Origin of the sequence: Citrobacter sp. LUTT5 (genome assembly GCF_009905315.1) — a bacterium.
Lineage (GTDB): Bacteria > Pseudomonadota > Gammaproteobacteria > Enterobacterales > Enterobacteriaceae > Citrobacter > Citrobacter freundii.
Window position 1 is genome coordinate 1269533 of the sequence record NZ_CP047606.1, and the last position, 25464, is coordinate 1294996.

The window sequence follows — 25464 nt, forward strand, 5'->3', positions numbered from 1 at the left end:
GTTTACCCAGGATAAGAGATTAAATTATGAGCAACATTATTAAGCAACTTGAACAAGAACAGATGAAGCAGGACGTACCTTCCTTCCGTCCGGGTGATACCGTGGAAGTGAAAGTATGGGTTGTTGAAGGTTCCAAAAAACGTCTGCAGGCATTCGAGGGCGTGGTTATCGCTATTCGTAACCGCGGTCTGCACTCTGCATTCACTGTTCGTAAAATTTCCAACGGCGAAGGCGTTGAGCGTGTCTTCCAGACTCACTCTCCGGTAGTTGACAGCATTGCTGTTAAACGTCGTGGTGCTGTTCGTAAAGCTAAACTGTACTACCTGCGTGAGCGCACTGGTAAGTCTGCTCGTATCAAAGAGCGTCTTAACTAAGATTCGCGCAAGCGACATCCTGTTAGAAAAGGGCTGGCCGAAAGGCTGGCCCTTTTTTTATCCCGACGTTTGCTCTGTTGTTCTTTATGGCAATGGAATGACTGCGCGGCGCGCAGCCAGTTGGGGGATGATTATGGCGTCGTGATCACGACTGCAACGCGACGATTTTCAGCACGACCTTTTGATGTCTGGTTGCTGGCAATGGGATATTTCTTCCCGAGTCCCTGAGTCGTCAGGTTGGTGCGGGGAATGTTGGCACCCTGTGCCCAGGCATCGGCAACCACATTCGCGCGTTTGAGTGATAGAGCTTCGTTATAGCTGTCTTCACCGTAGTTATCAGTATGACCGTCCAGGCGAGCATGATTTAGCCCGGTAGCTGCCAGTTTGGATGCCATTTCCTTGATCTGTTTTTCACTTTCAGGACGGAGTTTATAGTCATTTTTATCAAACAGGATGTTATCAGACAGGCCCAGAGACCAGTCTCCTGATGCTTCAGTAAATCCGTATGATTTCATGGCTGCAATTTGCTCTGGGGTAAATTTTCCCTGAGGTGCCTGACAGCCTGCCAGAATCAGTAAAAGCAGAAGAAACGGGGATAATAAACGTTTTAGCATGTGTGTAATTCCTTATTTAATAATAGTGCGTTCAGAACGCAAATTTTTGGCCTGATACATATTTTGATCGGCAAGTTCTTGTAATTTCTCGGCAGAGGCATGTTCCCACGTCAGCGCAAAACCGATGCTGAGTGTCATGCTTGCTAAATGACCATTATGCAGGTCAAAAGGTCGGTCAAACTCTTGTGACAGTGCCGCGCAGATCCGCTGAACCTCATATTCAGAATGAACGCTATACAGCACCATCGCGAACTCGTCGCCGCCAAGTCTGTATGGCGAATGTCGATTACCACCAAACTCGGACAGCCTTTTAGCGACTTCAATCAGAACCCGATCCCCCGCAGCGTGGCCCCAGGTATCATTGATAAATTTAAAATTATCACCATCAAGGAATAACAAAGCGGAGCTGCTGTGGGCGGCATCGTCATTCATCAGCGCGTTAATACTGCTACGAAAAGCGGCGCGATTTGCCAGGCCTGTCAGAGGATCATGTAGCGCGGTACGCAAAAGTTGAGCGTTCTTTGCCTGCAGCCGAAGTTGCCACTCCTCCATCTCGTCCAGCAGACTATTAAAGTCCTGGGCAAAAAGATGAAACTCTTCAATGCGTTCCTCGGAAACGCGTCGCGAAAAGTTACGGTTGGTACGTACATCATGTACCACCTCGGTTATATTTTGCAGGGCTTCCACGACGCCATTGTGTAAATAGCGGGTGAGCATTAATGCTATGCCTGATGCCAACAAAATGCACCCGGTAAGAACGGCCAGCGACAAATAGATGAAACGGCTGATAACGCTATCGCGTGCAGTCAATCGTACTTCGCCGATGACGTTGCCATTATGCAAAATAGGCTGAGTGACCGGTTGTGGGAATAGCCAGTGGCTGATCAGTCCGCTGATCTTCTCCGTGGTGTCTTGCGCGTTATAGCGCCAGGTGGCGATCACCTTCTGGTGTTTATTACGAACTTCCGCAACGGAAAATTGCCCTTGCTGGCCCAGTGCCGCCAGTGTTTCAGTTGCTGCAACACTATCAGAAAAGACTAATGCAGCTTCAAGCGTGCGGGTCATGGTCGCGGCAGTCAGATCCAGATTCTTTTGCGCATACTGTCTTAAGGCCAGCACGGAAGAAATGCTGAGCAGCAGCCAGATCAACGTCATCGTCACCAGGACACTGATTATGCTGATACGCCGTAATGTCCGTTTAAACGTCGGGCGTGTTACAGGAGAATGGCCCTTATCCATGCTTATTATTCCGTGCAAGCATCAATACGTCAGGACTGACCCTTACGCCGCTGCGTGAAAGGGAATCCATATTTACGGAAAATCTCACATCTTCATCTTTAATTATGAGGCAAAAGGCGCTGCCAATAACGCATTCGGGATTTTGTTCTGCAATTAATAGCAATGCCTTAGTCGGATATTTATTCTTTAATTCCACCTGATAAGTAGGTGATTCTTTTCCAAAATAAAAACCGTCACATTGCGAAACTAATATTTCTTGTTCCGAACGAATGATGACGGGAAGATAGGGTAATGCCCCAGTACTGGTATCTTCCAGAACACTGGAAAAACGCGATGAAGAGAAAATACACAGTTTGGGTGGCCCGGAAAGTGCAGGCCAGCGTGTATAACTGACGATGCCGGAAACCATAGCACGTACAGATTTTGCTTCTTCTGTAACGCTTTGGGCGTACAGTGGTAACCCGGTCAGGAACAGTGCCAGTAGAAGTATGAGTCGGTAAGAATAGCTCATGAATAGTTACCTACCAGCGTTTGCCGTAAAGCGTCGAAATACATTCAAGATTGTTTAGGACAAAATAACATTATTTTCCTAAGTCGTCATTATTCCAGGGGTAAAGCTGATGATGATTTAAGTTAAATCCTAGTTTGCTATAAAATTTAAGCCATTGTTTAGTTTAATCTTATTGAGGCAGCACCTTCGTTTGCTCCTTTTTTCCAGGCATCGTGTAACTGGTCAATATTTTCGACCGTATCACAACTTGCAGGAAAGGTTTTCCCGGCCAGGCCTCTGGCGTAAACAAAATCTTGCTGGCAGATTTTGCGTTGCCCTTCGGCGTAACCCTTAAGATATTTCGTACGATCGACTTCGGGATCATTGAAGTTGTCGGCAAGAGTTTCATTATCTTTAACGGCATAGCCCGAAATGGCATCTTGTATCCCGGCGTTATACCAGTCGGTACCAGTCCAGGTGGGGGCATGGGTATAGGGATCTATCTGACATCCGCTAAGAAGGAATAGAAATAAGATGCTGATGAGTTGCTTCATTGCCTGTGCTCCCTTGTTTTTTTAAGCATAGCGGATCTTAAAATTCGTGATGTAAATATAAGTGTACATTTATAAGGGCTGTTTTTGCCTTAAAATAACGCCGTGTAAATTAAAATTTACGGATTGTGGATTGAAATCTTTACCTGTTGTGGTATCGTTATTTCCTCCTCGCTGAGGATCAACTATCGCAAACGAGCTAAACAGGATCACCATCATGCAAAAAGACGCGCTGAACAACGTACATATTACCGACGAACAGGTTCTGATGACCCCGGAGCAGCTGAAAGCTGAATTTCCGCTGAGCCAGGAGCAAGAGGCGCAAATCGCCCAGTCGCGTAAAACCATCTCAGATATTATCTCCGGTCGCGATCCGCGCCTGCTGGTCGTATGTGGCCCATGCTCCATTCACGATCCTGAAATGGCTATTGAGTATGCTCGTCGATTTAAAGCCCTTGCCGCAGAGGTCAGCGATAGCCTCTACCTGGTGATGCGCGTCTATTTTGAAAAACCCCGTACCACCGTCGGCTGGAAAGGGTTAATTAACGATCCTCATATGGATGGCTCTTTTGATGTTGAAGCAGGTCTGAAAATTGCGCGTCAGCTGCTGCTTGAACTGGTAAATATGGGACTGCCGCTGGCAACTGAAGCGCTGGATCCAAATAGCCCGCAATACCTGGGCGATCTGTTTAGCTGGTCCGCAATCGGAGCCCGTACCACGGAATCGCAGACACACCGCGAAATGGCTTCTGGTCTTTCGATGCCGGTTGGCTTTAAGAATGGTACCGACGGTAGCCTGGCGACCGCTATTAACGCCATGCGAGCGGCTGCGCAGTCGCACCGATTTGTCGGTATTAACCAGGCCGGGCAGGTTGCACTGTTGCAAACACAAGGGAATCCGGACGGCCACGTGATCCTGCGCGGGGGTAAAGCGCCGAACTACAGCCCGGCAGATGTCGCCCAGTGCGAAAAAGAGATGGAGCAGGCGGGACTACGACCTTCTCTGATGGTAGATTGCAGTCATGGTAATTCCAATAAAGATTACCGCCGTCAGCCTGCCGTGGCTGAATCCGTAATTGCACAAATCAAAGATGGCAATCGCTCGATCATTGGTTTGATGATTGAAAGTAATATTCACGAAGGCAACCAGTCTTCTGAACAGCCGCGCAGCGAAATGAAATACGGCGTGTCCGTAACCGATGCCTGCATTAGCTGGGAAATGACGGATGCGCTGCTGCGTGAAATTAGTCAAGATTTAAACGGTCAGCTGTCGGCGCGTGTAGCATAAGAGGTTGGTTATGGTTGCTGAATTGACCGCATTACGCGATCAAATTGATGAAGTCGACAAGGCGCTGCTGGATTTACTGGCACGCCGCCTGGAGCTGGTTGCCGAAGTTGGTGAAGTAAAAAGCCGTTTTGGGTTGCCGATTTACGTGCCGGAACGGGAAGCCTCTATGCTTGCCTCTCGCCGGGCGGAAGCGGAAGCCCTTGGCGTGCCGCCGGACCTGATTGAAGATGTGCTACGCCGCGTTATGCGTGAGTCCTATTCCAGTGAGAACGACAAAGGGTTTAAAACGCTTTGTCCTTCTCTGCGGCCGGTGGTGATCGTCGGCGGCGGCGGTCAGATGGGGCGTATGTTTGAAAAAATGCTCACCCTGTCAGGTTACCAGGTGCGGATCCTGGAACAGCAGGATTGGGATCGCGCGCCGGAGATCGTCTCTGATGCTGGGATGGTGATCGTCAGTGTGCCGATCCACGTCACCGAGCAGGTGATCGCCAAACTACCGCGTCTGCCGTCTGACTGCATCCTGGTGGATCTGGCTTCAGTGAAAAATGGTCCTTTGCAGGCGATGCTGGCTGCACATGATGGTCCGGTGGTGGGGTTACACCCAATGTTTGGTCCGGACAGCGGCAGCCTGGCAAAGCAGGTCGTCGTCTGGTGTGATGGACGTCAGCCGGAAGCCTATCAGTGGTTTCTGGAACAGATTCAGGTATGGGGTGCACGACTACATCGGATCAGCGCCGTTGAACACGATCAGAACATGGCGTTTATTCAGGCATTGCGTCACTTTGCGACCTTTGCTTACGGTCTGCATTTAGCGGAAGAGAATGTTCAACTGGAGCAGTTGCTGGCGCTCTCTTCGCCGATTTACCGTCTTGAACTGGCGATGGTTGGCCGTCTGTTTGCCCAGGATCCGCAGCTCTATGCCGATATTATTATGTCGTCTGAGAGCAACCTTGCGCTGATCAAACGCTACTACCAACGTTTTGGTGAGGCGATCGGTTTACTGGAGCAGGGCGATAAGCAAGCGTTTATCGACAGTTTCCGTAAGGTGGAGCATTGGTTTGGTGATTATGCGAAACGCTTCCAGAGTGAAAGCCGTACTTTGTTACGCCAGGCGAATGACAGCCGTCCTTAATTAAGACGCAGGATGGCGGCTTCGCCTTATCCGGCCTACAAAAATCGCATGAATTGTAGGCCGGATAAGCGTAGTGCCATCCGGCATTGTCAAACGTTAGCTCGGATCGACCGGCACCACGTTCTCACTCGGATAGCATCCCAGTACTTTCATCGAACGTGTAATCTCACCCAGCTCTTTCAATGCTTTTTGCATTTGGGGCGATTCCAGGTTGGCCTGGATATCAAGATAAAACATCTCTTCCCACGGATTGCCGTGAATCGGGCGTGACTCCAGTTTAGTCATAATCAGATTATGGTTACGCAGCACCAGCAATGCTTCTACCAGAGCACCGGCCTGTTGTCCTGTTGCCATCAGCAACGTGGTTTTTGCCGGAACCTGGTCGGATACATTGATTGCTTTACGTGCCAGCACCATGAAGCGGGTGATGTTTTGCGACTGGTTAGCCTCAATATGCTCGAGAACCTGCAAACCATACAGTACGCCTCCGGCTTCGCTCCCCAGGGCCGCCACATGCGGTGAGTTAGCCTGCGCAACTTTTTCCATTGCCGCAGAGGTGCTTTCAGTGTACTCAATCTTCCAGTGCGGGTAGCGATTCAGGAACTTGCTGCACTGCTGGAACGGCTGCGGATGGCTGTATACCGTTTCAATGGTCTCAAGATCCGTAGTGCCGGACACCAGTACACAGTGGTCTATCGTAATGGTCATCTCGCCAACAATAGACAGGCTGGTGTGCTGCAGCAGGTCGTAAACGTCGTTAATCCCACCGGAGCTGGTGTTTTCAATCGGAACCACAGCATAGTCAGCCTGTCCGGTTTCGACCTGATTAAAGATATCGGCAAATTTTGCGCAGCCGCTTTCAATAAATTGTTCAAAATGGCGGGCGGCGTACTGACGTGCTGCCAAATGGGAATATGATCCTTTTGGCCCCAGGAAGGCTACGCGCGCGGAATGTGGGTTAATTTTGTTCAGGTGCTGCTGGAGCAGAGCCTGTTGAGTCAGGACGGAGTCTTCGATTATGAGCTGGAACAGGCGGGTAATGTAGTGAGCATCGAGATGATGTGCTTTGCCCAACTGAATCAGACGGTCCAACAGGTCACGTTCACGGTCGATATCTCGTACCGGACGATGTGAAAGCAGTTTGGCTTTACCAACTTCTACGGCCAGTCCACGTCGCTCAGCCAGCAGGGCCAGTAATTTTTCATCCAGCGTGCTGATCTTATCGCGCAGCGCCAGCAATGGGTTTTCCGATGTCATAGTGTTGCCTTTCTTGTTATCAATAAAAAAGGCCCCCCGTTGTGGGAGGCCTTATTGTTCGTCTTCGCATTCTTTATCACACGACGAAACGCCTCCCATTCAGGGGAAGGTAAAAAAGAATGCGAAGAAGAACGGAACAAGTTTCATGTAATTTTCCTTTGGCTACGTCAGTAAAGTACCCGTACTGTTTTCACCCTGTCAACAAAAAACGCGCCCGAAGGCGCGTTGGCGATACACTCAATGTAAGGGACTACTCTTCTTCTGCTTCGACGAAGTTGGCGTCTTTGACTGAAGTTGTTGCACGACGGGCTTCGCCTTTGTGCTGCACTTTATTGAGCTGCCGTTCCAGCTTGTTGATCAAATCGTTAATTGCGGTGTACATATCCTCGTGTTTTGCGCTGGCGACCAGATGTCCGTTCGGTGTATTGATGGTGGCATCAGCAATGAAACCCTGTGGCTCCTTAGACAGAATGATATGTGGATTAATCAGATGAGTTTGCCATTTTTCAAGTTTGGCGAGACGGTCTGCGACATGCTGGCGAATTGCCGGAGTAATTTCCATTTGTTTACTGGTAATGTTCATTGTCATAAATTTTACCTCTTGTCTTTCCCGTCTTGGTGATTCCAGCATACCGTTCCCAATGTCAAAATGCGTGATGTAAATCACATTTTTTTGTCGCTTTTTGTCAAGAAAACCTTTTTGTGAGGCACCGCAGGAACAGGCGATTTTTTACTTGAGGAATACCTGAAAGCAGGCCATATTTGATGGGATGCGTCGGAGCTAAACCGCTTCAGTTGTAGCGTTAACGGATAAAAAAACGGCAGCCCTTGGGCTGCCGTTTTGCATTCTGAGGCAAATCAGGTATTGCTGCTGTTAGCGGCAATGATTTTCGCTACTTTTTCTGCCTGCGCATTCATCTGCATCTGGCGATAAGCTTTTTCCATTAACGGCAGAGCATCACGTGTTGCCTGAGTATCAGGGTAGTCGCGCAGCATGCCTTCCACACGGTTTACCACGGCAACCCATGCACCGCGGGCAGTGTAGTATTCCGCAACAGAATATTCATACTTCGCCAGACGATCTTTCAGGAACACCAGACGTTTGGTGGCATCAGTGGTGTACTGGCTGTTCGGATAGCCACGTACCAGTTTGGAAAAGTCATTAAACGCAGCTCGGGCGTGTTGGGGATCGCGATCGCTGCGATCAACACCAAAGAATCCTTGCAGTGCGCTATCATCCAACGCCATATTGGTCAGGCCACGCATATACATGACATAATCAATGTTAGGGTGTGTCGGGTTAAGACGGATAAAACGATCGATAGCAGCCTGAGCAAGTGGCAGATCGGCGTTTTTGTAGTAGGCGTAGATGAGATCTAATTGCACCTGCTGAGAATACGGTCCAAATGGATAACGGTTATCCAACGCTTCCAATTGCGTTATTGCCTGTTTCCAGTTACCGTCCTGCAGCTTTTGCTGAGCAGTCGCGTAGATTTCATTTGGCGGATTATCGGGCACCTCTTCCTTTGAACCAGAGCAACCCGCCAAAAACAGGCTCAACGTGGCTGCTGCCACCAGATATTTCATGCGCGTCATGACGTTTTGACTTTCCTCAAAATGTAATACGGGAGATTCTCTGTTCCTGCTCCCGGTTAAGACCAGCTACAATAGCACACTATATTAAACGGCAAAGCCGTAAAACCCAACGTTAAACGAAGAAGCAGTTTATGGCACAACGAGTAGAACTCACCGCAACAGTCTCCGAAAATCAGCTCGGTCAACGCTTAGATCAGGCTTTGGCCGAATTGTTCCCTGATTATTCGCGATCGCGCATAAAAGAATGGATCCTCGACCAGCGCGTGCTGGTAAATGGCAATCTTTGCGATAAACCGAAAGAAAAAGTGTTGGGTGGAGAGCGTGTCTCCATCAATGCAGAAATTGATGAAGAGGTTCGTTTTGAACCTCAGGATATCCCACTGGATATCGTTTATGAAGATGATGATATTCTTGTCATCAACAAACCCCGTGACCTTGTAGTACATCCGGGCGCCGGGAATCCTGATGGTACGGTATTGAATGCGTTACTGCATTACTACCCGCCAATCGCGGATGTTCCTCGTGCCGGTATCGTACACCGTCTGGATAAAGACACGACCGGATTAATGGTGGTGGCAAAAACGGTTCCGGCACAAACACGTCTGGTTGAGTCATTGCAGCTGCGCGAAATTACCCGTGAGTACGAAGCCGTAGCAATTGGTCACATGACTGCTGGCGGAACCGTTGAGGAACCGATTAGCCGTCACCCGACCAAGCGTACGCACATGGCGGTACACCCAATGGGGAAACCGGCGGTAACGCACTATCGCATTATGGAACACTTCCGTGTGCACACGCGTCTGCGGTTGCGTCTGGAAACCGGACGTACGCACCAGATCCGCGTGCACATGGCACATATCACTCATCCGCTGGTGGGCGATCAGGTCTACGGCGGTCGTCCACGTCCACCGAAAGGCGCTTCTGACGAATTTATCTCCGTACTGCGTAAGTTCGACCGCCAGGCGCTACATGCGACCATGCTGCGTTTGTATCACCCGATTTCCGGTATCGAAATGGAATGGCATGCGCCGATCCCACAAGATATGGTGCAATTGATTGAAGTGATGCGCGCTGATTTCGAAGAACATAAGGATGATATTGCCTGGCTATGAGTAAGCTAATTGTTCCGCAGTGGCCGATACCGCAAGGTGTCGCGGCGTGTAGTTCTACCCGTATTGGCGGAGTCAGTATGCCGCCTTACGATTCGCTGAATCTGGGTGCCCATTGCGGCGATAACCCGGAGCATGTTGAAGAGAACCGCAAACGACTGTTTGCTGCGGGCAATCTGCTGTCAAAGCCGGTCTGGCTGGAGCAGGTCCACGGTAAGGATGTCCTGAAACTGACAGGCGGGCCTTACGCCTCCAAACGCGCAGATGCGTCGTATAGCAACACGCCGGGCACAGTGTGTGCGGTAATGACCGCTGATTGTCTGCCGGTGCTGTTTTGCAATCGCGCCGGGACGGAAGTGGCTGCGGCCCATGCGGGTTGGCGGGGATTATGCGCTGGCGTGCTGGAAGAGACGGTGGCGTGTTTTGCCGACGAACCTGAAAACATTATTGCCTGGCTAGGTCCGGCGATAGGCCCAAACGCCTTTGAAGTGGGAGCAGAAGTTCGCGAGGCATTCATGACGAAAGATCCGCAAGCGGACCTCGCATTTGTACCGCGCGGCGACAAGTATCTGGCGGATATCTACCAGCTTGCCCGTCAGCGGCTGGCAAATGTCGGCGTGGAGAACCTCCACGGCGGCGACCGTTGCACCTTTAGTGAAAGTGAGACGTTCTTCTCTTATCGTCGCGACAATACCACGGGTCGTATGGCAAGTTTTATTTGGCTGATATAACCTAAAGAATCAAGACGATCCGGTACGTGTAATTTTCTTTTCACATAATTCAGGTCATTCACCTTGAATAATTGAGGGATGACCTCATTTAATCTCCAGTAGCAATTTTGACCTGTTATGGGAGGAGTTATGCGTCTGGATCGTCTTACCAATAAATTCCAGCTTGCTCTTGCCGATGCCCAGTCACTCGCATTGGGGCACGACAATCAATTCATCGAACCACTTCATCTAATGAGCGCCTTGCTGAATCAGGAAGGGGGATCGGTACGTCCTTTATTAACGTCTGCTGGCATTAATGCTGGCCAGTTACGTACAGCCATTGACCAGGCGTTGAGCCGTTTGCCGCAGGTAGAAGGTACCGGCGGTGATGTGCAGCCTTCTCAGGAACTGGTGCGTGTACTGAATCTTTGCGACAAGCTGGCGCAAAAACGTGGGGACAACTTTATTTCGTCAGAACTGTTCGTTCTGGCGGTGCTTGAGTCACGCGGTACGCTGACCGACTTATTAAAATCAGCTGGGGCGACGACCGCCAATATCACTCAGGCAATTGAACAAATGCGTGGAGGTGAAAGCGTGAATGACCAGGGGGCTGAAGACCAACGTCAGGCCTTGAAAAAATATACCGTCGATCTGACTGAACGTGCTGAACAGGGCAAACTCGATCCAGTTATCGGCCGTGATGAAGAAATTCGCCGTACCATTCAGGTGCTGCAACGTCGTACTAAAAATAACCCAGTGTTAATCGGTGAACCCGGTGTCGGTAAAACAGCCATTGTTGAAGGGCTGGCCCAACGCATCATCAATGGTGAAGTGCCGGAGGGCTTAAAAGGCCGTCGTGTACTGGCGCTGGATATGGGCGCGCTGGTGGCTGGGGCCAAATATCGCGGTGAGTTTGAAGAGCGCTTAAAAGGTGTGCTGAACGATCTCTCGAAACAGGAAGGCAACGTCATTCTGTTTATCGACGAATTGCATACCATGGTTGGGGCGGGTAAAGCCGATGGCGCGATGGACGCCGGGAACATGCTGAAACCAGCGCTGGCTCGCGGGGAACTGCACTGCGTAGGCGCCACAACGCTTGATGAATATCGCCAGTACATCGAAAAAGATGCGGCGCTGGAACGTCGTTTCCAGAAAGTGTTTGTGGCTGAACCTTCAGTGGAAGACACCATCGCAATCTTGCGTGGCCTGAAAGAACGTTATGAGCTGCACCATCATGTGCAGATTACTGACCCGGCGATTGTTGCGGCAGCTACGTTGTCTCATCGTTATATTGCCGATCGTCAGTTACCGGATAAAGCTATCGACCTTATTGACGAAGCGGCATCCAGCATTCGTATGCAGATTGACTCCAAGCCGGAGGAACTCGACAGACTCGACCGCCGTATTATCCAGCTCAAACTGGAACAGCAGGCATTAATGAAAGAGTCTGATGAGGCAAGTAAAAAACGTCTCGATATGCTCAACGAAGAGCTGGACGACAAAGAGCGCCAGTATTCTGAGTTAGAGGAAGAGTGGAAAGCTGAAAAAGCCTCCCTCTCGGGAACGCAAACTATCAAGGCTGAGCTGGAGCAGGCAAAAATCGCCATCGAACAGGCGCGCCGCGTTGGCGACCTGGCGCGGATGTCTGAACTGCAGTACGGCAAAATTCCTGAACTGGAAAAACAGCTGGAAGCAGCCACCCAGTCTGAAGGCAAAACCATGCGTCTGCTGCGTAATAAAGTCACGGATGCAGAAATTGCAGAAGTGCTGGCGCGCTGGACCGGGATCCCGGTTGCTCGCATGCTGGAAGGCGAGCGGGAAAAACTGTTGCGTATGGAGCAGGAGCTGCACAGCCGCGTGATTGGCCAGAACGAAGCGGTGGAAGCCGTTTCTAACGCCATCCGTCGTAGCCGCGCGGGCTTGTCCGATCCGAATCGTCCGATTGGTTCATTCTTGTTCCTTGGTCCAACCGGGGTCGGTAAAACCGAACTGTGCAAAGCGCTGGCAAACTTTATGTTCGACAGTGACGACGCAATGGTGCGTATCGATATGTCCGAGTTTATGGAGAAACACTCGGTGTCTCGTTTGGTTGGGGCTCCTCCGGGATATGTCGGTTATGAAGAAGGTGGGTATCTGACGGAAGCAGTACGTCGTCGTCCTTACTCTGTCATCCTGCTGGATGAAGTGGAAAAAGCGCACCCGGATGTGTTCAACATTCTGCTGCAGGTGCTTGACGATGGTCGTCTGACTGACGGACAGGGAAGAACGGTCGACTTCCGTAATACGGTTGTCATCATGACCTCAAACCTGGGGTCCGATCTAATCCAGGAACGCTTTGGTGAGCTGGATTACGGCCACATGAAAGATATGGTGCTGGGCGTCGTGAGCCATAACTTCCGACCGGAATTCATCAACCGTATAGATGAGGTTGTTGTATTCCATCCGTTGGGTGAGCAGCACATTGCTTCTATTGCTCAGATTCAGCTGCAGCGTCTGTACAAACGTCTGGAAGAACGTGGCTATGAAATCCATATTTCTGACGAGGCGCTTAAACTGCTGAGTGCGAATGGTTACGATCCGGTATATGGCGCACGTCCATTGAAACGTGCTATCCAGCAGCAGATCGAAAACCCGCTGGCGCAGCAAATTCTGTCTGGTGAACTGATTCCGGGCAAAACGATTCGTCTGGAAGTGAATGACGATCGCATCGTGGCAGTGCAGTAAGTCACAAAACAACAATAAACGGGCCCTGCGGGGCTCGTTTTTGTTTAAAATTCAGGCGAAAATAGACGTATTGATTGAAAAGTAATCGCTTGATAAGTTTTTTATATTTTTAACTTGTCAGCCTGAAATAACTCCCTATAATGCGCCTCCACTGACACGGAACAACGGATTATAAGCCGCCGGGTCAGCGGAGTTCCACTGAGAACTCCGGCGAAGAAAGCGAAATTAAATGCTTGACTTCGCAGCGGGATGGCGTATTATGCACACCCCGCGCCGCTGAGAAAAAGCGAAGCGGCACTGCTCTTTAACAATTTATCAGACAATCTGTGTGGGCACTCGAAGATACGGATTCTTAACGTCGCAAGACGAAAAATGAATACCAAGTCTCTGAGTGAACATACGTAATTCATTACGAAGTTTAATTCACGAGCATCAAACTTAAATTGAAGAGTTTGATCATGGCTCAGATTGAACGCTGGCGGCAGGCCTAACACATGCAAGTCGAACGGTAGCACAGAGGAGCTTGCTCCTTGGGTGACGAGTGGCGGACGGGTGAGTAATGTCTGGGAAACTGCCCGATGGAGGGGGATAACTACTGGAAACGGTAGCTAATACCGCATAACGTCGCAAGACCAAAGAGGGGGACCTTCGGGCCTCTTGCCATCGGATGTGCCCAGATGGGATTAGCTAGTAGGTGGGGTAACGGCTCACCTAGGCGACGATCCCTAGCTGGTCTGAGAGGATGACCAGCCACACTGGAACTGAGACACGGTCCAGACTCCTACGGGAGGCAGCAGTGGGGAATATTGCACAATGGGCGCAAGCCTGATGCAGCCATGCCGCGTGTATGAAGAAGGCCTTCGGGTTGTAAAGTACTTTCAGCGAGGAGGAAGGTGTTGAGGTTAATAACCTCAGCAATTGACGTTACTCGCAGAAGAAGCACCGGCTAACTCCGTGCCAGCAGCCGCGGTAATACGGAGGGTGCAAGCGTTAATCGGAATTACTGGGCGTAAAGCGCACGCAGGCGGTCTGTCAAGTCGGATGTGAAATCCCCGGCTCAACCTGGGAACTGCATCCGAAACTGGCAGGCTAGAGTCTTGTAGAGGGGGTAGAATTCCGTGTGTAGCGGTGAAATGCGTAGAGATCTGGAGGAATACCGGTGGCGAAGGCGGCCCCGGACAAAGACTGACGCTCAGGTGCGAAAGCGTGGGGAGCAAACAGGATTAGATACCCGGTAGTCCACGCCGTAAACGATGTCGACTTGGAGGTTGTGCCCTTGAGGCGTGGCTTCCGGAGCTAACGCGTTAAGTCGACCGCCCGGGAGTACGGCCGCAAGGTTAAAACTCAAATGAATTGACGGGGCCCGCACAAGCGGTGGAGCATGTGGTTTAATTCGATGCAACGCGAAGAACCTTACCTACTCTTGACATCCAGAGAACTTAGCAGAGATGCTTTGGTGCCTTCGGGAACTCTGAGACAGGTGCTGCATGGCTGTCGTCAGCTCGTGTTGTGAAATGTTGGGTTAAGTCCCGCAACGAGCGCAACCCTTATCCTTTGTTGCCAGCGATTCGGTCGGGAACTCAAAGGAGACTGCCAGTGATAAACTGGAGGAAGGTGGGGATGACGTCAAGTCATCATGGCCCTTACGAGTAGGGCTACACACGTGCTACAATGGCATATACAAAGAGAAGCGACCTCGCGAGAGCAAGCGGACCTCATAAAGTATGTCGTAGTCCGGATTGGAGTCTGCAACTCGACTCCATGAAGTCGGAATCGCTAGTAATCGTGGATCAGAATGCCACGGTGAATACGTTCCCGGGCCTTGTACACACCGCCCGTCACACCATGGGAGTGGGTTGCAAAAGAAGTAGGTAGCTTAACCTTCGGGAGGGCGCTTACCACTTTGTGATTCATGACTGGGGTGAAGTCGTAACAAGGTAACCGTAGGGGAACCTGCGGTTGGATCACCTCCTTACCTTAAAGAACCTGCCTTTGTAGTGCTCACACAGATTGTCTGATGAAAAGTGAATAGCAAGGCGTCTTGCGATTGAGACTTCAGTGTCCCCTTCGTCTAGAGGCCCAGGACACCGCCCTTTCACGGCGGTAACAGGGGTTCGAATCCCCTAGGGGACGCCACTTGCTGGTATGTGTGAGTGAAAGTCGCCGACCCCAATATCTCAAAACTTACCTTCGGGTGACGTTTGAGATATTTGCTCTTTAAAAATCTGGATCAAGCTGAAAATTGAAACGACACACTGTTTCATTTCTCCGTAATAAGAAATGAAAAATGGTGTGTTCGAGTCTCTCAAATTTTCGCAATCAGAAGTGAAACATCTTCGGGTTGTGAGGTTAAGCGACTAAGCGTACACGGTGGATGCCCTGGCAGTCAGAGGCGATGAAGGACGTGCTAATCTGCGATAAGCGTCGGTAAGGTGATATGAACCGTTATAACCGGCGATTTCCGAATGGGGAAACCCAGTGTGATCCGTCACACTATCATTACGTGAATACATAGCGTAATGAAGCGAACCGGGGGAACTGAAACATCTAAGTACCCCGAGGAAAAGAAATCAACCGAGATTCCCCCAGTAGCGGCGAGCGAACGGGGAGCAGCCCAGAGTCTGAATCAGCTTGTGTGTTAGTGGAACGGTCTGGAAAGTCCGACGGTACAGGGTGATAGTCCCGTACACCAAAATGCACAGGTTGTGAACTCGAAGAGTAGGGCGGGACACGTGGTATCCTGTCTGAATATGGGGGACCATCCTCCAAGGCTAAATACTCCTGACTGACCGATAGTGAACCAGTACCGTGAGGGAAAGGCGAAAAGAACCCCGGCGAGGGGAGTGAAAAAGAACCTGAAACCGTGTACGTACAAGCAGTGGGAGCCTCTTTATGGGGTGACTGCGTACCTTTTGTATAATGGGTCAGCGACTTATATTCTGTAGCAAGGTTAACCGTATAGGGGAGCCGAAGGGAAACCGAGTCTTAACTGGGCGTTAAGTTGCAGGGTATAGACCCGAAACCCGGTGATCTAGCCATGGGCAGGTTGAAGGTTGGGTAACACTAACTGGAGGACCGAACCGACTAATGTTGAAAAATTAGCGGATGACTTGTGGCTGGGGGTGAAAGGCCAATCAAACCGGGAGATAGCTGGTTCTCCCCGAAAGCTATTTAGGTAGCGCCTCGTGAATTCATCTTCGGGGTAGAGCACTGTTTCGGCTAGGGGTCATCCCGACTTACCAACCCGATGCAAACTGCGAATACCGAAGAATGTTATCACGGGAGACACACGGCGGGTGCTAACGTCCGTCGTGAAGAGGGAAACAACCCAGACCGCCAGCTAAGGTCCCAAAGTCATGGTTAAGTGGGAAACGATGTGGGAAGGCACAGACAGCGTGGATGTTGGCTTAGAAGCAGCCATCATTTAAAGAAAGCGTAATAGCTCACTGGTCGAGTCGGCCTGCGCGGAAGATGTAACGGGGCTAAACCATGCACCGAAGCTGCGGCAGCGACACTATGTGTTGTTGGGTAGGGGAGCGTTCTGTAAGCCGTTGAAGGTGTGCTGTGAGGCATGCTGGAGGTATCAGAAGTGCGAATGCTGACATAAGTAACGATAATGCGGGTGAAAAACCCGCACGCCGGAAGACCAAGGGTTCCTGTCCAACGTTAATCGGGGCAGGGTGAGTCGACCCCTAAGGCGAGGCCGAAAGGCGTAGTCGATGGGAAACAGGTTAATATTCCTGTACTTGGTGTTACTGCGAAGGGGGGACGGAGAAGGCTATGTTAGCCGGGCGACGGTTGTCCCGGTTTAAGCATGTAGGCGGAGGTTCCAGGTAAATCCGGTACCTTTTTAACGCTGAGGTGTGATGACGAGGCACTACGGTGCTGAAGTAACAAATGCCCTGCTTCCAGGAAAAGCCTCTAAGCATCAGGTAACACGAAATCGTACCCCAAACCGACACAGGTGGTCAGGTAGAGAATACCAAGGCGCTTGAGAGAACTCGGGTGAAGGAACTAGGCAAAATGGTGCCGTAACTTCGGGAGAAGGCACGCTGATATGTAGGTGAAGTGATTTACTCATGGAGCTGAAATCAGTCGAAGATACCAGCTGGCTGCAACTGTTTATTAAAAACACAGCACTGTGCAAACACGAAAGTGGACGTATACGGTGTGACGCCTGCCCGGTGCCGGAAGGTTAATTGATGGGGTTATCCGTAAGGAGAAGCTCTTGATCGAAGCCCCGGTAAACGGCGGCCGTAACTATAACGGTCCTAAGGTAGCGAAATTCCTTGTCGGGTAAGTTCCGACCTGCACGAATGGCGTAATGATGGCCAGGCTGTCTCCACCCGAGACTCAGTGAAATTGAACTCGCTGTGAAGATGCAGTGTACCCGCGGCAAGACGGAAAGACCCCGTGAACCTTTACTATAGCTTGACACTGAACACTGGTCCTTGATGTGTAGGATAGGTGGGAGGCTTTGAAGTGTGGACGCCAGTCTGCATGGAGCCATCCTTGAAATACCACCCTTTAATGGCTGGTGTTCTAACGTGGACCCGTTACCCGGGTTGCGGACAGTGTCTGGTGGGTAGTTTGACTGGGGCGGTCTCCTCCTAAAGAGTAACGGAGGAGCACGAAGGTTAGCTAATCCTGGTCGGACATCAGGAGGTTAGTGCAAAGGCATAAGCTAGCTTGACTGCGAGAGTGACGGCTCGAGCAGGTGCGAAAGCAGGTCTTAGTGATCCGGTGGTTCTGAATGGAAGGGCCATCGCTCAACGGATAAAAGGTACTCCGGGGATAACAGGCTGATACCGCCCAAGAGTTCATATCGACGGCGGTGTTTGGCACCTCGATGTCGGCTCATCACATCCTGGGGCTGAAGTAGGTCCCAAGGGTATGGCTGTTCGCCATTTAAAGTGGTACGCGAGCTGGGTTTAGAACGTCGTGAGACAGTTCGGTCCCTATCTGCCGTGGGCGCTGGAGAATTGAGGGGGGCTGCTCCTAGTACGAGAGGACCGGAGTGGACGCATCACTGGTGTTCGGGTTGTCATGCCAATGGCATTGCCCGGTAGCTAAATGCGGAAGAGATAAGTGCTGAAAGCATCTAAGCACGAAACTTGCCCCGAGATGAGTTCTCCCTGAGACTATAAGTCTCCTGAAGGAACGTTAAAGACGATGACGTTGATAGGTCGGGTGTGTAAGTGTAGCGATACATTGAGCTAACCGATACTAATGAACCGTGAGGCTTAACCTTACAACGCCGAAGATGTTTTGGCGAAGAGACGACATTCAGCTTGAAACAGATTAGATTAACCGGCGAAAAGCGGGTTAATAACAGAATTTGCCTGGCGGCTGTAGCGCGGTGGTCCCACCTGACCCCATGCCGAACTCAGAAGTGAAACGCCGTAGCGCCGATGGTAGTGTGGGGTCTCCCCATGCGAGAGTAGGGAACTGCCAGGCATCAAATAAAGTGAAGAAGCCCATCCTGACGGATGGGCTTTTTTGCGTGTGTGCGGGGTAAAAACCGCCGGGCTGAACGTATTGTGCAGGCCTGATAAGCGCAGCGCATCACGCAATTCCGGCGGCAGATTGCTGGATTCGACGTAACCGCCTTAATCGACTAACAAAAGAACACTGTCTCGATCTACTACACGGATCTCTCCCTCGAACATATCTGAATCCTTTCTCTGCTAATTAAAATCGTGATCTTTCCTGTATAATAATATATAACAATTATATAACATTTAATTCACCAAAAAACACACAACCATCATTGATAAATTCATGCGATCGTTGGCAGGGGTACAATTCTAATGGCTGATAGTAGTGTAACTGAGAACGGGGCGCTGGCAGACGGCGATACCCGCCGTCGTATATGGGCGATTGTCGGAGCATCATCAGGGAATCTGGTCGAATGGTTTGATTTCTATATCTACTCTTTCTGTTCTCTTTATTTTGCTCATATCTTTTTCCCATCAGGAAATACCACCACACAACTCTTACAAACCGCCGGCGTGTTTGCCGCAGGCTTCTTGATGCGACCAATTGGAGGCTGGTTGTTTGGCCGTATTGCGGATAAGCACGGGCGTAAAAAGTCCATGTTGCTGTCCGTTTGTATGATGTGTATGGGATCGTTGGTGATCGCTTGTCTACCGGGATATGAAACTATCGGTACCTGGGCCCCTGCGTTATTACTGCTGGCCAGACTATTCCAGGGGTTATCTGTAGGTGGTGAATACGGAACCAGCGCGACCTATATGAGTGAAGTTGCCGTTGAAGGTAAGAAAGGTTTTTATGCTTCATTCCAGTACGTGACGTTAATCGGCGGACAGTTACTGGCATTGTTGGTTGTGGTCATATTACAGCACACGTTAGAAGACTCTGCGCTCAGAGCGTGGGGTTGGCGTATTCCATTTGCGTTGGGCGCCGTGCTGGCTATTGTTGCGCTATGGCTGCGTCGCCAACTGGATGAAACCTCGAAACAGGACGTTCGCGCGCTGAAAGAAGCGGGTTCCCTGAAAGGTCTGTGGCGTAATCGCAAAGCTTTTGTCATGGTGCTTGGCTTTACCGCCGCGGGTTCGTTGTGTTTTTACACGTTCACAACCTACATGCAGAAATACCTGGTCAATACCGCTGGTATGCATGCCAACGTAGCCAGCGGGATTATGACGGCAGCACTGTGTGTGTTCATGCTGGTTCAACCGCTGTTCGGCGCTTTGTCAGATAAGATTGGTCGGCGTACTTCAATGCTGTGTTTTGGCGCGTTGGCCGCGATTTTCACTGTTCCCATTCTGACAGCATTGCAAAGCGTAACATCCCCGTATATGGCGTTTGCTCTGGTGATGTGTGCCCTGTTAATCGTGAGTTTCTATACGTCAATCAGCGGTATTTTGAAGGCTGAGATGTTCCCGGCGCAGGTGCGCGCTCTGGGAGTTGGCTTATCTTATGCGGTGGCTAATGCCCTGTTTGGTGGCTCAGCTGAATATGTGGCGTTATCCCTGAAGTCTGTCGGTATGGAAACGACATTCTTCTGGTACGTCACCGCGCTGGCAGTTGTCGCGTTTTTAGTATCGCTGATGCTGCATGGGAAGGGGAAAGGTCTGCGCCTCTAGTAATGTGCCAGTTGCCAGACCGCATAGCCGGTAGACGCGCCTGCAACATCCCAGGCGAAGTCCTTCCAGCTCCAGCCGCTCCCTGCGGGACGGCTGTCCCACAGTTCTTTTGACGCGCCCAGGCTGACTGAGAACATCAGGCCGATAGCCGCACTGCGATCGCGGCTGTTGCCCTGATGTTGGGCATATTCATTGCCGGCTGCGGCAAGCATGGCGGAGGCGATGAAGTGTTGAGCTTTGTCTTGCCCACTCCACTGGTCGTTAGCCATGTGGCTGCAGCCAGAAATGGCCAGGATGCTGGTAAGAATGAACAGGCGCACCGTTGCCTCCATATGAAAAACCCCGTCACTGGACGGGGTCTTGATTACAGAATACGGCTAATTAATCTGTCGATACGAATACGGCGTAGTCGACGAATGAGCTTACGCACTTTGACTGGATAGTCAGCAATACTTTGCAGGTCGCGATAGTGCTTAACGACGGTAGTATGCGTACGGATAAGCTCCAGCTCTTTATCGCGCTGGGGAGTCAGCTCTTGCTTAGGATCGTGGATAAGGATGGCGTTTTCCAGATCCAGACGCCAGGCGCGAGGGTTAAGGTTGTTGCCGGTGAGCAGCATCCATTTATCATCAACCCACATACCTTTCAGATGATAGGTGTTGTCATCATCTTTCCATAGGCGTACGACCAGTTGGTCGGTATTCACGTAATACTGCAATCTGCTCAGGAAACGGCGCAGATTTATTTCATACAGATAAGGCAGCGCGCCGATGATCTTGAATGGCTCATCTTCTGGAATGAAAAAGTCGTTGGCGGTTTTATCACCGACAATGATTTCAACCTTTTTCCCTTCACGCAGCAGTTGAATGATATTGCGCACCAGTATGGCGGGCAGGTTGAAATAAGGGGTACAGATTGTGAGTTTGTGCTCCGCGCAGGGCATAAGATGGAAAATGGTCTTATTTAACAGACTGGATTTCCCAAGGCCCACCAGAGGCGTAACCGAAAGCTGTTCGTTATCAGCATCACCCTGAAAATGGAATGACGCATCACGCAGTTCTTGGCGGTACAGGCGGATATCGTTTTTAATTTCCGGGCTTTTAGGTCGGTTGATATCATCAAGGCGGTTAACGCCGCGACCCTTTATCAGGTTCTGCGTAACCCAATCGAACATGATATCGGCCATTTGCGCATTGCGAATCAACTGATAACGGTCATAGCGATATTTATCATGCTGATGCAGGTAAACATCGTTCAGACTGGCCCCGCTGTACAGGACGCTGTCATCGATAATAAAGCCTTTGAAATGCAGGACGCCAAGCGCTTCACGGGTGTTAATCGGAACGCCATAAACAGGAATATCGATACCAGGGTTTTCTTGCGCCATTCGGCAATACCAGTCAGCATTAGTATTGGATGCCGCAGCCCCAATACGACCGCGCTGAGCTCTGTGCCAGTCGACAAGTACCCGGACATCCAGTTCAGGACGCTGCCGTTTTGCCGCATAGAGAGCGTCAAGTATGCCTTTACCACCGTCATCCTGTTCCAGGTACAGCGCAATAATGCAGATCCGTCGCGTCGCGCTGGCTATTTTTTCCAGCAGAGTCTCCCTGAAATTAGCGGGAGCATAAAAGAAATCTACATCATCAACTGACTGAGAAATCTTGGGTAGTTGGGCAAGGTGTTGTTGATGTTTATTACGCTTAAATTTTGACAACATCACAGTGCATTTCTTCTCTGTTCATTGAAGGGTCCTCTGTGCTATGCAGACGACATAAGCGGGCAATGATACCACCAGTACCCATTAATGTGGTCAACATTTCCAGTACCTTACTCACGATTCCTCACATTGGGCCAGATTAAGCGTTAGCCCAACAATTCCCTCTTCGAGCTGGACGTCAACAACAAACCCGAGTTTTCGGGCCAGGGCGACCATCCCACGATTGTTTGGCATCGTAATACCATTCAAACGTATAAGTCCGTGATCTCGGGTATATGCAATTAATTTTTCCATTAATCGGCGACCCAGTCCAAGCCCTTTGAGATCGGAACGAACCAGTACGGCAAACTCAGCATCTACGTTATCAGGATCCGAGATTGCTCGCGTTACGCCGAGGATCTCTTCGTGATTATCTTTACAACGCACCGCAACAAAAGCCATTTCCCGATCGTAGTCGATCTGCGTCATATTGGCTAAATCTTCGTGGGTAAATTCATTGATCTCACTGAAATAGCGATAATAAAGATCTTCTTTTGTCACTTGAGAAATGAACCGCTGTAGATGAGGTTCATCCTCCGGTAAAATGGGGCGGAACAGACAGCGCTCGCCGTTCTTCAACTCCACCCACTCTTCAAGCTGATGGGGGTAGGGACGTACAGCCAGTCTGCTTTCGTTATCACCCGCGAAAGGGGCAATATCCAGCGTAACGTCCAGCGCGGTAAATTCTTCGGCGGAGGCCAGCAGAGGATGAATATCCAGACGCTGAATTTCCGGGCAGTCGACGATCAGGTTGGAGACCTGCACCAGAAGTTGGCTCAACCCGGCGATATCCAGCGGACGTAGTGCGCTGCGAGCGCGGATCTTTTTATTTTTGATCCCCTGGATCACCAGATAACGCGCCAGATTCATGTTCAATGGCGGCAAGGCCACCACGGCTTGCTCTTCCGGTCGCCACTCAACACCACCTTCACCCAGCATAATCAACGGACCAAATACCGGGTCGTGTTCAACGACGACGCGAAGTTCTTGAGCACCAGCGCGATTCGCCATACTTTGTACTAATAAACCGTGAATGCGTGCCTGCGGCCAGGCCATTTTTACCCGATCGAAAATTGCATTGGCAGCCTGCTGCACTTCTGTTGCTGTACGCAGGTAGAGCATTACCCCCTGAACTTCCGACTTATGCGGGATATCAGGAGAACGCAGCTTGAGCGCTACCGGGTAGCCGATTTGCTCCGCGATGTGTACGGCCTCTGCGCTGTCGCTGGCGATCCATGTCGGCAGTGTATGTAAGCCATAGGCCTGTAAAATAGGCTGAACTTCATGAGTATCCAGCGACGTTGCGCCTTCTGCAATCGCCTGTTGTAACAGATTATGCGCTTCGGCGGTGTTGGTGGTCAGATTGTCGGGTAGCGCAGGCGTTTCACGCAGTTGCTTCTGGTTACGCCGGTACTCCACCATATGCATAAATGCAGTGATAGTGCCTTCAGGCGTGCGGTAGGTTGGTAATCCGGCTTCGCTAAACAGTCTGCGTGCTTCCTGTGAGGAAAACTCTCCGCACCAGTTGGTCAGCAACGAGACGAATTTTCCTCGGGGATGATGCTTTACCGCTTCAATCAATGCCTGTGCGCTTTCGGTTCCGGGAGCGGCTGCGCTGGGTGAATGAATCACCATCAACGCGTCGAAATCCTGGCTGGCGAGCAAAATATCCAGCGTCTTAACGTAGTGTTCGCTGCTGGCGTCATCACGCAGATCCAGTGGGTTGGCGATATCAACATGTTCAGGCAATGCATCGCGTAATTTCTGGCAGGTGTCTTCACTCAACGTCGCCAACTTGCCATTTTTTGACCACAGTTCATCTAATGCCAGTGCGGCAGGCGCGGCCCCATTGCTGATGATCATCAGCCTGTCGCCACGTAGTGGACGCATGTGGCTCAAGGTTTCGACTGCTGAGAACAGCTCGTGAGTGTCTTGTACGCGCAGTAAACCGGCGCGCTGAATAGCTGCATCCCACGCAGGGTCCATCCCGGCGCTGGTATGCAGTAAACGCTGCGCTGCAGGGCTGCGACCGCTCTTAATCACCAGAATAGGTTTATTGCGCGAGGCGCTACGGGCGGCGGAAACAAAGCGCCGGGCATCACTTAAATGTTCGAGATACAGCAATATCGCGCTGGTTTTACTGTCGCGTGCCAGGTAATCCAGTAGCTCATCAACGTCGATATCCAGGCTATCACCCAGCGCGATAAAGTAAGAAAAGCCCATTTCTCTCTGCTGTGCCCAGTCGAGTATGGTATTGGACACGGCGGCGGATTGAGAGATGAAAGCCAGCTTGCCGCGCTTAATCGGGACGGGGGAAAAGCTGGCGTTAAGTCCTTGCCAGGGTGCGAGAAGTCCCAGGCTGTTGGGACCCAGAAGACGTATGTTGTAGCGTGATGCGCAGGCCAGCAGCTCCGCGTGCTGCGCCGAGGGTGCTGAGAGAATAATGCAGGTTTTACAACCTTTCTCGCCAAGCGCTTCGAGTAATGCCAGGTTACGGCTGGCATTGGTGCACAACACGGCGAGATCGGGGCTAAAAGGCAGGCTGTTGATATTGGGCCACGCCAGTACGCCCAACACCGCTTTCCATGCGGGCGTCACCGGTAAAACAGGTCCATTGAAACCGCCAGCAAGCAGGTTACGCATCATCAGGTAACCTGCGCGATTAGGCTTCATTGACGCCCCAATCACCGCAATGGATTTCGGTCGCAATAGTGCTTCCAGACCACGCTGACTCATATCGGCTTCCTTAATGACACCAGTGACCGAATGATTTTAAACGTTTTCTGATGAATCTGCTGTGACGTTTCCATGATGTTGAGTTTTTCCTGCCAGGTAGCGGGTTTTAAAGCGAGTAAAATGATCGCTTAACCCTTCTGCGGCTTGCGTATCTCCCGCCAGATCCAACAAGGCGATGGCCACCTCGGCTGTGCAATATTGCCCTTCGGCGTGAACGCCACGCAGGTGGTAAGCAGAAAGGCGTGATAAATCAACAGAGATCACCGGCAGGTTATCGAGGTACGGGCTTTTGCGGAACATTTTACGCGCCTCAGGCCAGGTGCCGTCGAGCATGATAAACAATGGGGGCTTACCGGCTGGTGGCGTGAAAATCACTTCACGCTCTTCACCCGTATAGGAGGCCGGGAATACAACCATCGGCTGGTAATCCGGATTTTTTACCAGTTCCAGCAGCGCCTGCGGCGGCTCGGTACGTGACCACTGAAAAGCCGTGGTATCGGGCAGAATATCGGCAATTAAACGCCCCGTGTTGCTGGGCTTCATCGGCTCGGTATCAAACATCACCAGACAAAAGCGACTTTTTGCCTCAGAGGGCGCCAGAGTTGCGCACAAGCAGAGCTTCTGCGGCAGCAGGCAGCGTTGACAGCGGCGAACGCGATTACCTCGGGCAAGGAAAGGACGCGTGGCGCGCGCGAGGCGCTCAGCGCGTAACTGAAGAACAGCGTTATCGGTCATGGGGAAACACGTTGAAAAACGCTATTGTCGCAGAGGTGAAA

Annotated in this window: 19 protein-coding genes, 1 tRNA gene, 3 rRNA genes and 1 other annotated feature; of the genes, 11 read left to right on the top strand and 12 right to left on the bottom strand. The window is 50.9% G+C overall.

From position 1 onward, the window contains the following. Positions 1-26 precede the first annotated feature (26 nt). Complete coding sequence (gene rplS / locus GUC46_RS06000; protein ID WP_002914145.1) at positions 27-374, top strand: 50S ribosomal protein L19; 348 nt, start codon at positions 27-29, stop codon at positions 372-374. A 131-nt stretch (positions 375-505) separates the two neighbouring features. Here the strand turns inward: rplS and GUC46_RS06005 are convergent, their stop codons facing one another. The 4 genes from GUC46_RS06005 to GUC46_RS06020 form a co-directional block, all read right to left on the bottom strand. After that, the gene (locus tag GUC46_RS06005) at positions 506-988 is read right to left on the bottom strand and encodes an OmpA family protein (protein ID WP_003839836.1); all 483 of its coding nucleotides are present in this window, start codon (positions 986-988) and stop codon (positions 506-508) included. Between the two features lie 12 nt (positions 989-1000). Continuing rightward, positions 1001-2227 carry a diguanylate cyclase DgcN gene (dgcN, locus tag GUC46_RS06010; RefSeq protein WP_003839838.1) on the bottom strand — a complete coding sequence of 409 codons (1227 nt, stop codon included), beginning with the start codon at positions 2225-2227 and terminating at the stop codon, positions 1001-1003. Continuing rightward, positions 2220-2738, bottom strand: a complete 519-nt coding sequence (locus tag GUC46_RS06015) for a YfiR family protein (RefSeq protein ID WP_048217251.1) — start codon at positions 2736-2738, stop codon at positions 2220-2222. Before GUC46_RS06015 ends, dgcN begins: the two co-directional genes overlap by 8 nt. A 158-nt stretch (positions 2739-2896) precedes the next feature. Then, complete coding sequence (locus GUC46_RS06020; RefSeq protein WP_088903150.1) at positions 2897-3271, bottom strand: DUF2799 domain-containing protein; 375 nt, start codon at positions 3269-3271, stop codon at positions 2897-2899. A 214-nt stretch (positions 3272-3485) separates the two neighbouring features. On the opposite strand from GUC46_RS06020, the gene aroF reads away from it, so the two are divergent. Continuing rightward, positions 3486-4556, top strand: coding sequence for a 3-deoxy-7-phosphoheptulonate synthase AroF (gene aroF / locus GUC46_RS06025; RefSeq protein WP_003031241.1), 1071 nt, complete (start codon positions 3486-3488; stop codon positions 4554-4556). A 10-nt stretch (positions 4557-4566) separates the two neighbouring features. Next, on the top strand, positions 4567-5688 hold the full coding sequence (tyrA, locus tag GUC46_RS06030; protein WP_048217253.1) for a bifunctional chorismate mutase/prephenate dehydrogenase: 1122 nt from the start codon (positions 4567-4569) through the stop codon (positions 5686-5688). 96 nt (positions 5689-5784) lie between these two features. Here tyrA and pheA read toward each other — a convergent pair whose 3' ends face one another. From pheA to bamD, 4 genes are all read right to left on the bottom strand, one after another. Then, positions 5785-6945, bottom strand: a complete 1161-nt coding sequence (pheA, locus tag GUC46_RS06035) for a bifunctional chorismate mutase/prephenate dehydratase (protein ID WP_088903151.1) — start codon at positions 6943-6945, stop codon at positions 5785-5787. A gap of 22 nt (positions 6946-6967) precedes the next feature. Beyond that, positions 6968-7093: a sequence feature (Phe leader region), on the bottom strand. Further along, a complete protein-coding gene (gene pheL, locus GUC46_RS06040; RefSeq protein ID WP_100250063.1) occupies positions 7045-7092 on the bottom strand; it encodes a pheA operon leader peptide PheL in 48 nt (15 codons plus the stop codon). It overlaps the preceding feature by 48 nt. 102 nt (positions 7094-7195) lie before the next feature. Then, complete coding sequence (gene raiA, locus GUC46_RS06045; RefSeq protein WP_003031244.1) at positions 7196-7534, bottom strand: ribosome-associated translation inhibitor RaiA; 339 nt, start codon at positions 7532-7534, stop codon at positions 7196-7198. Between the two features lie 269 nt (positions 7535-7803). Beyond that, positions 7804-8541, bottom strand: coding sequence for an outer membrane protein assembly factor BamD (gene bamD, locus GUC46_RS06050; RefSeq protein WP_003031245.1), 738 nt, complete (start codon positions 8539-8541; stop codon positions 7804-7806). A gap of 131 nt (positions 8542-8672) precedes the next feature. On the opposite strand from bamD, the gene rluD reads away from it, so the two are divergent. The 8 genes from rluD to GUC46_RS06090 all read left to right on the top strand — a co-directional run bounded on the left by rluD (position 8673) and on the right by GUC46_RS06090 (position 20193). Next, the gene (rluD, locus tag GUC46_RS06055) at positions 8673-9653 is read left to right on the top strand and encodes a 23S rRNA pseudouridine(1911/1915/1917) synthase RluD (protein WP_003031246.1); all 981 of its coding nucleotides are present in this window, start codon (positions 8673-8675) and stop codon (positions 9651-9653) included. Beyond that, positions 9650-10381: a purine nucleoside phosphorylase YfiH gene (yfiH, locus tag GUC46_RS06060; protein ID WP_088903165.1), complete on the top strand. Its 732-nt coding sequence runs from the start codon at positions 9650-9652 to the stop codon at positions 10379-10381. Before rluD ends, yfiH begins: the two co-directional genes overlap by 4 nt. Positions 10382-10510: 129 nt before the next feature. Further along, the gene (gene clpB / locus GUC46_RS06065) at positions 10511-13084 is read left to right on the top strand and encodes an ATP-dependent chaperone ClpB (protein WP_003031249.1); all 2574 of its coding nucleotides are present in this window, start codon (positions 10511-10513) and stop codon (positions 13082-13084) included. A gap of 440 nt (positions 13085-13524) precedes the next feature. Next, positions 13525-15059: ribosomal RNA gene (locus GUC46_RS06070) — 16S ribosomal RNA — on the top strand. An 85-nt stretch (positions 15060-15144) separates the two neighbouring features. Beyond that, positions 15145-15220, top strand: a tRNA-Glu gene (locus GUC46_RS06075). Positions 15221-15431: 211 nt separating this feature from the next. Beyond that, positions 15432-18335 (top strand): 23S ribosomal RNA (locus GUC46_RS06080). A 90-nt stretch (positions 18336-18425) separates the two neighbouring features. Next, positions 18426-18541: ribosomal RNA gene (rrf, locus tag GUC46_RS06085) — 5S ribosomal RNA — on the top strand. The 16S, 23S and 5S rRNA genes sit together here with 1 tRNA gene alongside, the layout of an rRNA operon. Before the next feature lie 353 nt (positions 18542-18894). Next, positions 18895-20193 (top strand): MFS transporter, encoded by a 1299-nt coding sequence (locus GUC46_RS06090; protein WP_003037551.1) that lies wholly within the window; start codon positions 18895-18897, stop codon positions 20191-20193. On the opposite strand, the gene GUC46_RS06095 is transcribed toward GUC46_RS06090, so the two are convergent. From GUC46_RS06095 to tapT, 4 genes are all read right to left on the bottom strand, one after another. Beyond that, on the bottom strand, positions 20190-20525 hold the full coding sequence (locus GUC46_RS06095; RefSeq protein WP_153687927.1) for a YfiM family lipoprotein: 336 nt from the start codon (positions 20523-20525) through the stop codon (positions 20190-20192). The genes GUC46_RS06090 and GUC46_RS06095 overlap by 4 nt on opposite strands. Before the next feature lie 32 nt (positions 20526-20557). Beyond that, a complete protein-coding gene (pssA, locus tag GUC46_RS06100) occupies positions 20558-21913 on the bottom strand; it encodes a CDP-diacylglycerol--serine O-phosphatidyltransferase (RefSeq protein WP_008319601.1) in 1356 nt (451 codons plus the stop codon). Positions 21914-22027: 114 nt separating this feature from the next. Continuing rightward, a complete protein-coding gene (gene pat / locus GUC46_RS06105) occupies positions 22028-24688 on the bottom strand; it encodes a protein lysine acetyltransferase (RefSeq protein ID WP_160179926.1) in 2661 nt (886 codons plus the stop codon). A gap of 36 nt (positions 24689-24724) precedes the next feature. Beyond that, positions 24725-25423, bottom strand: a complete 699-nt coding sequence (tapT, locus tag GUC46_RS06110) for a tRNA-uridine aminocarboxypropyltransferase (RefSeq protein WP_130714432.1) — start codon at positions 25421-25423, stop codon at positions 24725-24727. Positions 25424-25464 lie beyond the last annotated feature (41 nt).

Excerpts from the sequence above, each read along its gene's own strand:
- bamD (WP_003031245.1), bottom strand. The coding sequence starts at position 8,541 with ATGACGCGCATGAAATATCTGGTGGCAGCAGCCACGTTGAGCCTGTTT.
- pssA (WP_008319601.1), bottom strand. The coding sequence starts at position 21,913 with ATGTTGTCAAAATTTAAGCGTAATAAACATCAACAACACCTTGCCCAA.
- GUC46_RS06090 (WP_003037551.1), top strand. The coding sequence starts at position 18,895 with ATGGCTGATAGTAGTGTAACTGAGAACGGGGCGCTGGCAGACGGCGAT.
- dgcN (WP_003839838.1), bottom strand. The coding sequence starts at position 2,227 with ATGGATAAGGGCCATTCTCCTGTAACACGCCCGACGTTTAAACGGACA.
- pat (WP_160179926.1), bottom strand. The coding sequence starts at position 24,688 with ATGAGTCAGCGTGGTCTGGAAGCACTATTGCGACCGAAATCCATTGCG.
- tapT (WP_130714432.1), bottom strand. The coding sequence starts at position 25,423 with ATGACCGATAACGCTGTTCTTCAGTTACGCGCTGAGCGCCTCGCGCGC.
- raiA (WP_003031244.1), bottom strand. The coding sequence starts at position 7,534 with ATGACAATGAACATTACCAGTAAACAAATGGAAATTACTCCGGCAATT.
- rluD (WP_003031246.1), top strand. The coding sequence starts at position 8,673 with ATGGCACAACGAGTAGAACTCACCGCAACAGTCTCCGAAAATCAGCTC.
- clpB (WP_003031249.1), top strand. The coding sequence starts at position 10,511 with ATGCGTCTGGATCGTCTTACCAATAAATTCCAGCTTGCTCTTGCCGAT.
- GUC46_RS06020 (WP_088903150.1), bottom strand. The coding sequence starts at position 3,271 with ATGAAGCAACTCATCAGCATCTTATTTCTATTCCTTCTTAGCGGATGT.
- pheA (WP_088903151.1), bottom strand. The coding sequence starts at position 6,945 with ATGACATCGGAAAACCCATTGCTGGCGCTGCGCGATAAGATCAGCACG.
- rplS (WP_002914145.1), top strand. The coding sequence starts at position 27 with ATGAGCAACATTATTAAGCAACTTGAACAAGAACAGATGAAGCAGGAC.
- yfiH (WP_088903165.1), top strand. The coding sequence starts at position 9,650 with ATGAGTAAGCTAATTGTTCCGCAGTGGCCGATACCGCAAGGTGTCGCG.
- aroF (WP_003031241.1), top strand. The coding sequence starts at position 3,486 with ATGCAAAAAGACGCGCTGAACAACGTACATATTACCGACGAACAGGTT.
- GUC46_RS06095 (WP_153687927.1), bottom strand. The coding sequence starts at position 20,525 with ATGGAGGCAACGGTGCGCCTGTTCATTCTTACCAGCATCCTGGCCATT.
- GUC46_RS06005 (WP_003839836.1), bottom strand. The coding sequence starts at position 988 with ATGCTAAAACGTTTATTATCCCCGTTTCTTCTGCTTTTACTGATTCTG.
- GUC46_RS06015 (WP_048217251.1), bottom strand. The coding sequence starts at position 2,738 with ATGAGCTATTCTTACCGACTCATACTTCTACTGGCACTGTTCCTGACC.
- tyrA (WP_048217253.1), top strand. The coding sequence starts at position 4,567 with ATGGTTGCTGAATTGACCGCATTACGCGATCAAATTGATGAAGTCGAC.